Here is an 11,707-nt window from a genome sequence, read left to right as displayed (position 1 = left end):
CATCGCTGGGGCGCGTTCTCCCGGGCTTTTGTCCCGCCGTGTAACCTCGAAGGAGGTCGCCAACTCTCGGACCAGTCGCGCGCCGTTGTCGGCGCGCCGGAACCCTAGTCGGCCATTGCAAATTGTGGTGCCGCGATCCCGGCGAACCGGGTTGTTCCTGCACGCAGGGTCTATAGCGAACATCGTGCCAGCTGCCCGCGGTGGCTATTACGGGCCTTTCGCCGCTGTCGCGGGCGGAATATGCGCATTGCTGGTGCGTTCCGGGCCGTGCGTGCCACTTGCTGGGGCGTTATAACGCCCCGTCGCTGGCCAGTTGCATATAGCGATGGTCGAAGCGCAGCAGGATGCGTTGCGGGTTGCCCAAAGTCGCCTCACCGCTGAAGGCGATGCCCAGGTCGGTCAGGCCGTGGCCGCTCTGGCCGAGCAGGCCCTGGCCGTCGGCGAAGCGGGCGACGCGCTGCATCAGGTCCGGCAATTTGCCGGTCTGGGCGAAGTTCAGCGCATAACGCGGGGCATAAAAGGAACGCAGGGTGTTCAACTGGGCCTCGAAGTCCTCGGCGCTGGTGTGCGCGGCGGCCGCCATCTTCGCCCTGGCCTCGCGCCCGGCGGCGGTGGGCAGGCCGAGCAGGCGCTGGGTCTCGAACCAGGCGCCGGTCAGCGCGCGGCCCAGTTCCGGGTGCTGGGTCAGGGTCTGGCTGTTGACCACGGTGAGGTCGAGGATCTCGCCGGGAATCAGGTTGGAGCTGAACACCTGGCTGACCTCGGCCTGGCGTTTGATCTCGGCGAGGATCGGGTTCCAGGTGATCACCGCATCGCCGCGGCCGGCGAGGAAGGCGGCGGCGATCTCGCTGTCGGAGACATGCTCGATGCTCACCTCGCTTTCCTCCAGCAGCGCCCATTCCAGCGCGCGGCTGAGCAGGTAGTGCGACACCGAGTTCTCCACCAGCAGCACGGTCTTGCCCTTGAGATCGCGGATGCTCTGGCCGGCGCCGCGCAGCAGCAGGGCGTCGGCACCATTGGAGAAGTCGCCGATGATCAGCGCGGTGCTGTCCACGCCACCGGCCGCGGGAATGGTCAGGGCGTCCATATTGGTCATGGTGCAGGCGTCGAACTGGCCGGCGGCGTATTGCTCGATGGAGCCGACGTAATCCGGCACCTCCTGCACCTGGATGTCGATGCCGTATTTGTCCGCCCATTTCTTCACGATGCCCTGCTCGGCGGCGTAGCCCCAGGGCATCCAGCCGGCGAAGATCGACCAGCACAGTTTGAAGGTCTTGGGCGCGGCCTGGGCGGCGGGAGCGGCCAGCAGGGCGGTGCAGAGCAGGGCGGTAAGCAGGGTACGCAATGACATGGTGACCTCGGCGGCAGGGAACGGAGGCGGGAAGGCGGGCAGTCGTGCTGCGCGTTCTCCCGGGCTTTTATCCCGCCGTGTAACCCCGCGGCTTCCCGCCGCTGTCTGAGGTCGCCCACTCTCGGACCAGCCACCCGCCTGCTCAGGCGGGCCGGAACCCTAGTCGGCCATTGTCTGCACGCAGCGCTGTTCGCCTTCCCGCTGCGGCGCCTTGCCAAGCGAGGAGCGTGCCAGCGGCCGTGGCGAGCCTGTGATGGCCGTCACTCGGCTGCACGGAACGTGATCCAGTGCAGATTGTCGAACGAGCATGCTGATAGAGCTGTGCCCGCTACCGTTGCCGGGCATCTAGCAGCCCCTGGAAATTCGAGGAGTATTCCAATATGCGTGGTTTGACTGTGATGGCGCTGGCGTTGTTGCTGGGCGGCTGCAGTTTCAGTGCCCCGGGCGTGCATGCCCGGGTCGGCGATCCCGATGTGATTCATGTCGACCTGGGTGGCCGCGGCTACCACGGCGGCGGCCACTTCTGCCCGCCGGGGCTGCGCATGCAGGGGCGCTGCTGATGAAAACCTTCGGCGCGTTGTTGCTGGCGATGAGTCTGGCGTTCGGTCTGTCCGGCTGCAGCCTGAGGCTGCCGGGTATCGGCATCGATATCGGCGATGGCGGCGGCGGTCCGCCCCACTGCCCGCCGGGGCAGGCCAAGAAAGGTCGCTGCTGATCCAGTCCCGGGCCTCGCGGCCCGGCCTCTTCCCTCGGGGGCGCAGTGCGCGTCCCCCGCTTCCCCTGCGGAGGCTTCCATGTCCTACAGAACCCTGCTTGCTGCCTTACTGTTCATCCCGCTCAGCGGCTGCGCCGTGTATGGCGACGGCTACGACTACGACCGTGGCTATCGCGATCATCATCACTCGCACCACTATTACAACGGCTACCGCCGCGATTACTCGCCGCCGGTCCATGTCACGCCGCGTTACTACCATTACGACGAGCGCCGCCACGACCGCCATCGCCACGATTCCAAGCGCTACGTGCCGGCGCCGCCGCCGCGCCAGCAGGGTTTCTACCAGCGCGACCACAAGCGCCACGACGGCTACTCGCGCCACGACGGCCGGCGCGACGATGGCCGCCGTCACGATGGTCGGCAGCAGCACAAGCAGTATCAGAGTGCGCCCTCCGGCAAGCGCTGGGAGGGCAACCGCCAGCAGCAGGTGCAGCAGCGCTACTCCCGCGACGACCGTCACTCGCGCGGCGAGCAGCGGCGCAGCGGCGAATGGCGGCGCAACTAGCGGCGTTTAGCGCCGTGGCGGCAGCGGCTGGCCGTCCACCCGGCGAATCTCCTCCACCAGCGCCTGCGCCGCCGGCGACAGGCTGTGCCCGGCGCGGCTGACCAGGCCGTAGGCCGACTGCTGCTGCAGGCTCGCCGGGGCCAGCGGCAGCAGGCTCAGTTGGCCGGCCGCCACCTCTTCGGCGATCACGTCCCAGGGCGCCATGCTCAGCACCTCGCTGTCGGCCACCAGGCGCTTGAGCACCAGGAAGTTGTCGCACTGCACGCTCAAGGGTTGCGGCCGGCCGCTGGCCGCGCCGAGGCTGCGCTCGACCGTCTGCGGCAACTGGGTACCGGCCAGGGGGAAGTCGAGCAGGTCGGCCAGGCGCAGCTCGCGGCGTTGTAGCAGCGGATGGCCGGGGCGGCAGAACAGCACGCCGGCATGCGCCTGTAGCGCCTCGATCTGCAGTTGCGGGTCGTCCTGCAGTTCGCGCACATCGGCGACGAACAGTTCGACGTTGGCCTCCAGCAGGCGCTCGCGCAGCTCCAGCCAGTTGCCGATCTCCAGCCTCACCTGCACCCGCGGATAGCGTTGCAGCAGCCTGCCTACCGCCTGCGGCACCAGCCGCGCGGCCGGGTAGGGGCCGGCGCCCAGGCGCAGCTCGCCGGCCTCCAGGTTGTCCAGCTGGCTGACCGCGTTGCTCAGCGCCTGGCTGCCGGCCAGCAGGCGGCGGGCGTGTTCCAGCACCAGCTGGCCGTGGGCGGTGAGGCTGATGCCGCGGCTGTGGCGATCCACCAGGCTGCAGCCGAGCTGCGCCTCCAGGGCCTGGATGCTGCGGCTCAGCGCCGGCTGGCTGAGGTGCACGGCCTCGGCGGCGCGGGCGAAGTGGCCGTGTTCGGCGAGGGCGGCGAAGTGGCGGAGCTGGCGTAGGTCGTTCATGCGCTACCTGCATTGGTTTGTTGATTCGAATGCATTGGAATTATCAGGTGGCCTTTGCCAACCTGCCAGCACTTCCACAACAAGACGTCCCATCGCCATGAGCACCTTCTCTCGCCTTGGCGGCCTGCTGCTGGCCGCCGCCTTGCCCCTGAACGCGCAGGCTGAGCTGCCGGCCGAGCGTATCGAACCGAGCATCCACGCCGAGCTGGCGGCGCACACCAAGCACTTCGCCCAGCAGCTCTACCGCGTCGCCGACAACGTCTATTCCGCCGTCGGCTGGCAACTGGGCAACGTGGTGATGATCGAGGCGCCCGAGGGGCTGATCATCGTCGACACCGGCGAGTCGGTCGGCGAATCGCGCAAGATCATGGCCGAGTTCCGCAAGCTCAGCGACAAGCCGGTCAAGGCGGTGGTCTACACCCACTTCCACCCGGACCATATCAACGGCGTGCAGGCCTTCGTCAGCCGCGAGCAGGTGGAACGCGGCGAGGTGCAGATCTACGCCCACGACAGCCTGCTGGCCAACGTGGTGGCGCAGGGCGCGCTGGTCGGGCCGATTCTCGGCGTGCGCTCGGCCTACAGCTTCGGCTCCTTCCTGCCGGCGAGCGACCTGCAGGGCATGAACGCCGGCATCGGCCCGCTGGCCAAGCCCGAGCCGTCGTCCTTTATCGCGCCGACCGTGACCTTCGCCGAACGCCTGGACACCCGCATCGCCGGCCTCGACGTGCAGCTGCTGCACGTGCCCAGCGAGGCGCCGGACGAAATCACCCTGTACCTGCCGGACAACCGCGTGCTGATCAGCGCCGAGGTGGAGCAGGGGCCGACCCTGCCGAATATCCATACCCTGCGCGGCACCAAGTTCCGCGACCCGGTGCAGTGGGTCGCCAGCCTGGACAAGCTGCGCGAATACCGCGCCGAGCATATGGTGCCGCTGCACGGCCGGCCGGTCAGCGGCCAGGAGCGGGTCGAGGAGGTGCTGCGCATGACCCGCGACGGCATCGCCTATATCCACGACCAGAGCGTGCGCTGGATGAACAAGGGCCTGACCCCGGACGAGCTGGTGGAGAAGGTCAAACTGCCGCCGCACCTGGCCGGCTACACGCCCTACCTGCGCGAGTACTACGGCACGGTCAAGCACAGCGTGCGGCAGATCTACAACGGCTACCTGGGCTGGTTCCAGGGCGACCCGGTGGCGCTCGACCCGACCCCGCCACGGCAGCAGGCCGAGCGGCTGATCGCCCTGGCGGGCGGCCGGGAAAAACTGCTGCTGGAGGCCGGCAACGCCTACCTCAAGGGCGACTACCAGTGGGCCGCCGAGCTGGCCGGCCATGCCATCCGCGTCGACCACGAGGATCAATTGGCGCGCGAGATCAAGGCGCGCAGCCTGCGCAAGCTGGGTTACGCCAGCATGAACATCAACTGGCGCAACTGGTACCTGATGAGCGCCATGGAGCTGGAAGGCCAGCTCGACGGCGAGGCCATCCGCCAGCGCTCGCAGGAGATGCGCAAGGTGTTCCTCTCCCCGGACATGGTGCGCAGCTTCACCCCGCAGGCCTTCCTGCAGAACTGGGTGACGCGCATCGACCCGCAGCAGGCCGGCGACCTCGAACTGACCCTGGGTTTTCGCTTCCCCGATGTGGACGAGGAGTGGGCGCTGGAAGTGCGCCGCGGCGTGGCCCAGTTGCACAAGGGCATTCCCGCGGGCACCAAGCTGCAGCTGAGCATGGACAAGCGTTTCATGGAAACCCTGTTGACCGGCGAGGGCGGCCTGGTCAAGGGCGCGCTGTTGGGCGACGTCAAGGTCGAGGGCAATCTGCTGGAGATTCGCCGCTTCCTCGCCTGCTTCGACTTCGCCGACGAGGCCTTCGGTCTGACCCTGCGCTAGCCAGGTAGGAGCGCCGCCCCGGCGCGAAGCGATTGTGGGCATGCCGAGATATCGACGTTGCCCTGGCGATTCGCCGCGGGGCGCGGCTCCTACATGGCGTGCCAGTCAAAAGAAGGGCGGTCGTAGGCGGCTTGGCCCGGCACACTGCGGCGATCGCTCAACCGGAGGATCGCGATGAAACTGCTGTCGTTCGCCAAGGGCGCCCTGGCCATGTTCTGGCTGGTGGCGCTGCTCAATCTGTTCTACCCCTTCGCCGCGCCGCTGGACGGCTGGGTCAACTGGACCGCGTTGGCGCTGCTGTTGGCCCATGCCTTCGAGCTGCTGCTGTTTCGCGCGCGTCTGCACGGCCGGCCGGGGCTGTGGCGGCAGCGCCTGCAGGTGCTGCTGTTCGGCCTGCTGCATCTGCAGACGCTGCGCTGAATGCCGGTAGCCCGGATGCAATCCGGGGTGATGGCGCGTGCATTCCCCGGACTTCGTTCGGGCTTAGCGCTTGTCTCCCCTCTCCCGCTTGCGGGAGAGGGGCTGGGGGAGAGGGCCTATCCAGCGACGCCGAGTTGCCTGATCCCACCCTCTCCCCAGCCCTCTCCCATGAATGGGAGAGGGAGCAGGCCGTGCATGGACAAAGCAAATCGCTTGCCCATGAACACAGGATCTACGGGATAGGTGGAGAAGGCCTACTCCACGAACAGCTGCTGCACCACCGAGAAATCCTGCTTGCCCTTGCCCTGCTTGAGCAGCAGACGGTACAGCTGCAGCGCCAGGGCGCCCATCGGCGTGCTGTTGCCGCTGTGGCTGGCAGTTTCCTGGGCCAGGCCCAGGTCCTTGGCCATCAGCTCGGCCATAAAGCCGCCGCTGTAGCCCTTGGAGGCCGGCGCGTTCTCCATCACCCCGGGCCAGGGGTTGTACTTTTCCAGCGTCCAGTTGCCGCCGGAGCTCTGCCGCATGATCTCGGCCAGGGTCGCCGGCTCCAGGCCGTTGGCCACGCCCAGGGCCATGGCCTCGGCGGTGGCGATCATCTGCACCGCCAGCACCTGGTTGTTGCACACCTTGGCCACCTGGCCGGCGCCGTCCGGGCCGGCGTGGAAGATGTTCTTGCCCATGGCGGCGAGGATCGGCCGCGCCTTGTCCAGGGCGTCGGCCTCGCCGCCGACCATAAAGGTCAGGGTGGCGGCCGCGGCGCCGGCGGTGCCGCCGGACACCGGCGCATCGAGCAGGGCGACGCCGCGCTCACGGGCGGCGGCGTGCACCTTGCGCGCCGACTCCGGGGCGATGGTCGAGCATTCCAGCACCAGGGTGCCGGCCGGCAGTTGCGCCAGCAGGCCGGCGTCGCCCAGGTACAGGCCTTCGACATGGCGGCTGGCCGGCAGCATGCTGATCACCACCTTGGCCTGGTCGACCGCCTCGGCGGCGCTGTCCGCCGCCAGGGCGCCTTCGCCGGCCAGTTCGTCCACGGCGCTGCGCACCAGGTCGAAGACCTTGAGCGGGTAGCCGGCCTTGAGCAGGTTGCGGGCCATGGGCAGGCCCATATGGCCGAGGCCGATAAAGGCGATCTGGGTCATGGGTGCTCTCCTTGGTGTAGGGTGCGCCGTGCGCACCTATGGTCGTGGGATGTGCCGCGCTCCGGATCGAGTCCGGGGGGCAACTGGTCGGCCTTGCCGGATTGCATCCGGGCCACGGGGCTGGCGATCCATGGCGACTGATCGCCAGCAAGCCGGCTCCTGCCGAAGGCCTACAGATCCGCCAATGGATGTTCGCCGTCCCAGGCCGGGGCGAAGTGCGCCTCGATCACCGCCGGCGGGATGGCCGCCACGTCCGGCCAGTGCCAGCGCGGCGTCTGGTCCTTGTCGATCAGGCGGGCGCGCACGCCCTCGGCAAACTCCGGGTGGCGGCAGCAGTTCAGGCTCATGGCGTACTCCATGCGGAACACCTCGGCCAGCGACAGGTAACGAGCGCGGCGGATCTGCTCCCAGACCAGGTGCGCGGTCAGCGGGCAGCCGCCGGCCAGGGTCTTGGCCGCACGCGCCAGCAGCAGGTCGGCGTCGCCGTGCAGGCCGGTGATGGCCTGTACCGCGGCCGGCAGGTCGGCCACGTCGAGCAACGCGTCGAGGCGTTCGCGGCGCGGCAGCCACTGCGCCTGCGGCAGCTCGCCGCGCGCCTCGCGTTCCAGTGCGCGCAGCAGGCTGTGCAGCTGCTGCGCCGCGTGCTCGCGCCAGTTGAGTTGCACCAGGCCTTCGATCAGCGCGTCCTGCTGCTCGTCGCGCAGGAAACGGTCGGCCAGGTTCAGGTCCAGCGCGTCGCGGGCGTTGATGCTGGCGGCGCTGAGGCCGAGGAACAGGCCGAGCCTGCCCGGCAGGCGGGCGAGGAACCAGCTGCCGCCGACGTCCGGGTACAGGCCGATATTGATTTCCGGCATGCCCAGGCGGCTGCTGGGGGTGACGATGCGGATCGCCGCGCCCTGCATCAGGCCCATGCCGCCGCCCAGCACATGGCCGTGAGCCCAGCAGATCAGCGGCTTGGGATAGCTGTGGATGCGGTGGTCGAGGCGGTACTCGTCGGCGAAGAAGCGCCGCGCCAGCGGCGGCACCTGGCCGGGATGTTCGCGGCACTGCTGCACCAGTTGCACCACGTCGCCGCCGGCGCAGAAGGCCTTGGTACCGTTGCCGCGCAGCAGCACGCAGGCGATCTCGGGATCGCTGGCCCAGGCCTTCAGGCGCGCGTCCAGCGCCTCGATCATCGGCAGCGACAGGGCGTTGAGGCTCTTCTCCGCGTCAAGGCTGGCGATGCCGATGCGGTAGCCGTGCAGGCTGGGGCGTTCTTCGAAGGTGACATTCATCATCGGATTCTCGGTGCGCACGGCGCACCCTACGGGCGGAGCGAAGCCGCGAGTTATTTGTTGCGCCACTGCGGGTCGCGTTTCTCGAGGAAGGCGTTGACCCCTTCGCGGGTGTCGTCGGCGTCGAACAGGTCGACGAAGCGCTCGCGTTCCTCCGCCAGCCAGCCGTTCGGCCCACGTTCGCGCGCGCCCTGGATCAGCGGCTTGATGGTGCGCACCGCCACCGGACTCTGTCGCGCCACCTTGGCCGCCAGCAGCAGGGCATGGCCACGGGCCTCGCCGCTATCGACCAGCTGTTCGACCAGGCCGATGCGCAGGGCGGTTTCGGCGTCGATACGCTCGCCGCAGAGGATCATGCGCTTGGCCCAGCCTTCGCCCACCAGCCAGGGCAGCGCCTGGGTGCCGCCGGCGCAGGGCAGCAGGCCCACCGCGGCCTCGGGCAGGGCCATCTGCGCCTGGCGCTCGGCGATGCGGATATCGCAGGCCAGTGCGCATTCCAGGCCGCCGCCCATGGCGTAGCCGTTGATCGCGGCGATCGACACCCCGCGGAAGTCGCGCAGGGTCTCGAAGGCCTCGCCGAAGCGCCGCGCCATCTCGCGGGCGCGCGCCTTGTCGCCGTCGGCGAACATGTTCAGGTCGGCGCCGGCGGAAAAGAACTTCGGCCCCTGGCCGGTCACCACCAGGGCGTAGATGTCGTCGTCGCGGTTGAGGTGCTCGACCAGCTGCTTGAGGCCGATCAGCGAGTCGCGGTCCCAGGTGTTGGCCGGCGGGTGGTTGATGGTGATCAGCGCGGTGTGGCCGTGCTTTTCCACGGTGAGCTTGTGGGTCAGGTCGAAGATGCCGGGTTTGTAGGCTTCGATGGCGGTGCTCATACAGATCCTCGTGTCATTGGCTGCGCGTAGGGTGCGCCGTGCGCACCAAGCGGATAGTGCGCACGGCCTAGGCGGCCCCGCGCACCCTACAACAGGCGATCGAGCATGCCGCCCTGCTGCAGCAGGCGGCGGGCGACGATCACCCGCATGATTTCGTTGGTGCCTTCCAGTATCTGGTGTACGCGGCTGTCGCGCACCCAGCGCTCCAGCGGATAGTCGCTCAGGTAACCGTAGCCGCCGTGCAGCTGCAGCGCCTCGTTGCAGATGGCGAAACACTGGTCGGTGGCGAAGCGCTTGGCCATGGCGCAGTACAGGCTGGCCTCGGCGTGGCGCCGGTCCAGCTTGTCCGCGGCCAGGCGCACCATCTGCCGGCTGGCGGTCAGCCCGGTGAGCATATCGGCCAGCTTGAACTGCAGCGCCTGGAATTCGGCCAGTGGCTTGCCGAACTGCTTGCGCTCCTCCACGTAGTGCAGGCTCTGCTGCAACGCCGCCTGGGCCGCGCCGAGCGAGCAGCTGGCGATGTTCAGGCGGCCGCCGTCGAGGCCCTGCATGGCGTAGACGAAGCCCTGGCCCTCCGGGCCGATGCGGTTGCCGGCGGGGATGCGTACGCCGTCGAAGGCGATGGTACGGGTCGGCTGGGCGCGCCAGCCCATCTTGTCCTCGTTGCGTCCGTAGCGGATGCCGGCGGCGTCGGCCGGCACCAGGAAGCAGGAGATGCCCTTGGCGCCGTCCGCGCCGGTGCGCGCCATAACGATCAAGACCTGCGTACTGCCTGCGCCGGAGATAAAGCACTTGCTGCCGTCGAGCACGTAATAGTCGCCGTCGCGCCGCGCGCGGGTACGCAGGTGGGCGGCGTCGGAGCCGGCGTCCGGCTCGGTCAGGCAGTAGGAGGCCAGCAGGCGGCCGTCGATCAGCCCGGGCAGGTACTGCGCCTTCAGGGCGTCGTCGGCGAAGCTTGCCAACATCCACGAGGCCATATTGTGGATGGTCAGGTAGGCGGTGGTGGCCACGCAGCCGGCGGCCAGCTGTTCGAAGATCAGCGAACTGGACAGCCTGGAGAGGCCCAGGCCGCCGTCCGCCTCCTCGAGGTACAGGGCCAGGTAGCCCTGCTCGGCGGCGCGGCGGATCACCGCCAGCGGGAAGTGGTGGTCGCGGTCCCAGTCGCCGGCGTGCGGCGCCAGCTCCCGCGCGGCGAAGGCGCGGGCGCTGTCGGTGAGCAGGCGTTGTTCGTCACTGAGTTCGAAGTCCATGGCGCCTCATTGCAATGTCAGGGGTTGGCCGCCGGCGCGCCGCTCGGCCTGCCACTGCGCCAGGTTGGGCAGCGCGGCGTCGGCGTCGAGGCGGTCGACGATTTCGAAGTAGTCCTGCTTGAGCGGGTCCTTGAGCACCTCGTCGCGCGGCTTGACCCGCACCGCATAGACGGTCTGCAGGTTCTGGTGATCGAAGGCGCGCCACTGCTGCTGGTCCTTCAGCAGGCTGTAGCGGTGGCCTTCCAACGCCTTGATCAGCGCCTCGCTGCTCAGGCTGCCGGCGCGCTTGGCGGCGTCGGCCCACTGCTGGACGATGCTGTAGGCCGAGGCGGCGGAACTCGAGGGGTACATCTGGTAGCGCGCCTTGAAGGCGGCGACGAAGGCTTCGCCGCGGGCGGACTTCTCCAGCGCCGGCACGCGCCAGGTCCAGGGTTCGGTGCCGATCACGCCCTGCATCAGGTCGGGGCCGGCCTGCTCGACCATGCTCTGGGTCAGGTTCGGCGCGATGATCTGCATGCGCTCGGTCAGGCCCAGGTCCTTGGCGATGCGCATGGCGCGCACCAGGTCCTCGCCGAACAGCACCAGGGCGAGGATCTCGGCATCGCTCGCGGCGGCCTGGGTCAGGGCATCCTGGTAGTCGGCCAGGCGCGCGCCGGGGAAGGGCACGCGCACGCTGGCGTGCTGGCCGACGTCGTCGCTGGCGGTGGCCTGGCGCAGCGAGGCCTCGGTGGTGTGGCCCCAGGTGTAGTCGGAGGTGACGTAGAAGTAGCGCTTGTCCGGCAGGTTCTTGCTCAGGTACTGGCCGAGTACCTGGGCGCTCATCCAGGCGTTGTTGCACTCGCGGAACAGGTAGCGGTGGCCGTCCTTGCCGGTGGTGTCGTTGGAATAGGTGAGGGTGCCGAAGTACAGCAGGCCGTGTTCGCGGGCGCGCTTGCCGGCGGCGATGGCCACCGCGCTGGAGGAGCCGCCGAACAGCATCGCCGCGCCCTCGGCGGCCAGCTTGTCGACGTTCTTCACCGCCTTGGCCGGACGTGAGGCGGTGTCCTTGCTGGACAAGCGCAAGGGCCGGCCCAGCACGCCGCCTGCGGCGTTGAGCTCGTCGATGGCCAGCAGGGCTCCACGCATCTGCGCCAATCCCTCCTCCTTGTATGGGCCGGTGCGCGGGTAGTTGAGGCCCAGGGTGATGGGCTCGGCGGCCTGCGCACAGGCGGTGATCCCGGCCCACAGGGCCAGGGTGGCAGTCAGGTGGCGCATTGCAGTTCTCCTTGTTGTTGTGCTGCAGGAGACTGTTTTACGCCGCTCGTCTAGTTGCAGTGAT

The 11,707-nt window shown here is 68.7% G+C and carries 12 protein-coding genes and 2 riboswitches; of the genes, 5 read left to right on the top strand and 7 right to left on the bottom strand.

Features of this window, described 5'->3' with window-relative positions; translation table 11 throughout:
• Window positions 1–15: 15 nt before the first annotated feature.
• A riboswitch (guanidine-I (ykkC/yxkD leader) is annotated at window positions 16–119 on the bottom strand.
• Window positions 120–289: 170 nt separating this feature from the next.
• Complete coding sequence (locus ACIGKL_RS04790; protein ID WP_397485560.1) at window positions 290–1,351, bottom strand: putative urea ABC transporter substrate-binding protein; 1,062 nt, start codon at window positions 1,349–1,351, stop codon at window positions 290–292.
• Window positions 1,352–1,405: 54 nt separating this feature from the next.
• A riboswitch (guanidine-I (ykkC/yxkD leader) is annotated at window positions 1,406–1,525 on the bottom strand.
• A gap of 206 nt (window positions 1,526–1,731) precedes the next feature.
• On the opposite strand from ACIGKL_RS04790, the gene ACIGKL_RS04785 reads away from it, so the two are divergent.
• The 3 genes from ACIGKL_RS04785 (at window position 1,732) to ACIGKL_RS04775 (ending at window position 2,631) form a co-directional block, all read left to right on the top strand.
• On the top strand, window positions 1,732–1,911 hold the full coding sequence (locus ACIGKL_RS04785; protein ID WP_397485559.1) for a hypothetical protein: 180 nt from the start codon (window positions 1,732–1,734) through the stop codon (window positions 1,909–1,911).
• A complete protein-coding gene (locus ACIGKL_RS04780) occupies window positions 1,911–2,066 on the top strand; it encodes a hypothetical protein (protein WP_397485558.1) in 156 nt (51 codons plus the stop codon). The genes ACIGKL_RS04785 and ACIGKL_RS04780 overlap by 1 nt, the downstream gene beginning before the upstream one ends.
• A 79-nt stretch (window positions 2,067–2,145) precedes the next feature.
• Window positions 2,146–2,631: a hypothetical protein gene (locus ACIGKL_RS04775; protein ID WP_397485557.1), complete on the top strand. Its 486-nt coding sequence runs from the start codon at window positions 2,146–2,148 to the stop codon at window positions 2,629–2,631.
• A 6-nt stretch (window positions 2,632–2,637) separates the two neighbouring features.
• Here the strand turns inward: ACIGKL_RS04775 and ACIGKL_RS04770 are convergent, their stop codons facing one another.
• Window positions 2,638–3,549 carry a LysR family transcriptional regulator gene (locus tag ACIGKL_RS04770; RefSeq protein WP_397485556.1) on the bottom strand — a complete coding sequence of 304 codons (912 nt, stop codon included), beginning with the start codon at window positions 3,547–3,549 and terminating at the stop codon, window positions 2,638–2,640.
• Window positions 3,550–3,646: 97 nt separating this feature from the next.
• On the opposite strand from ACIGKL_RS04770, the gene ACIGKL_RS04765 reads away from it, so the two are divergent.
• The gene (locus ACIGKL_RS04765; RefSeq protein ID WP_397485555.1) at window positions 3,647–5,434 is read left to right on the top strand and encodes an alkyl/aryl-sulfatase; all 1,788 of its coding nucleotides are present in this window, start codon (window positions 3,647–3,649) and stop codon (window positions 5,432–5,434) included.
• A gap of 174 nt (window positions 5,435–5,608) precedes the next feature.
• Entirely contained in the window at window positions 5,609–5,854 is a 246-nt protein-coding gene (locus ACIGKL_RS04760; RefSeq protein WP_397485554.1) for a DUF1145 domain-containing protein, read from the top strand.
• Between the two features lie 254 nt (window positions 5,855–6,108).
• Here ACIGKL_RS04760 and mmsB read toward each other — a convergent pair whose 3' ends face one another.
• The 5 genes from mmsB to ACIGKL_RS04735 all read right to left on the bottom strand — a co-directional run bounded on the left by mmsB (window position 6,109) and on the right by ACIGKL_RS04735 (window position 11,643).
• Window positions 6,109–6,993, bottom strand: coding sequence for a 3-hydroxyisobutyrate dehydrogenase (gene mmsB, locus ACIGKL_RS04755; RefSeq protein ID WP_397485553.1), 885 nt, complete (start codon window positions 6,991–6,993; stop codon window positions 6,109–6,111).
• 170 nt (window positions 6,994–7,163) lie between these two features.
• On the bottom strand, window positions 7,164–8,267 hold the full coding sequence (locus ACIGKL_RS04750; protein ID WP_397486249.1) for an enoyl-CoA hydratase/isomerase family protein: 1,104 nt from the start codon (window positions 8,265–8,267) through the stop codon (window positions 7,164–7,166).
• Between the two features lie 53 nt (window positions 8,268–8,320).
• The gene (locus ACIGKL_RS04745) at window positions 8,321–9,139 is read right to left on the bottom strand and encodes an enoyl-CoA hydratase (RefSeq protein WP_397485552.1); all 819 of its coding nucleotides are present in this window, start codon (window positions 9,137–9,139) and stop codon (window positions 8,321–8,323) included.
• Window positions 9,140–9,225: 86 nt separating this feature from the next.
• Complete coding sequence (locus ACIGKL_RS04740; RefSeq protein WP_397485551.1) at window positions 9,226–10,389, bottom strand: acyl-CoA dehydrogenase family protein; 1,164 nt, start codon at window positions 10,387–10,389, stop codon at window positions 9,226–9,228.
• A gap of 6 nt (window positions 10,390–10,395) precedes the next feature.
• On the bottom strand, window positions 10,396–11,643 hold the full coding sequence (locus ACIGKL_RS04735; RefSeq protein WP_397485550.1) for an ABC transporter substrate-binding protein: 1,248 nt from the start codon (window positions 11,641–11,643) through the stop codon (window positions 10,396–10,398).
• Window positions 11,644–11,707 lie beyond the last annotated feature (64 nt).

The sequence above is a fragment of the Pseudomonas sp. NPDC077186 genome, assembly GCF_044543505.1.
Taxonomy (GTDB): Bacteria; Pseudomonadota; Gammaproteobacteria; order Pseudomonadales; family Pseudomonadaceae; genus Aquipseudomonas.
This window is presented reverse-complemented; position numbering and strand designations above follow the sequence as displayed.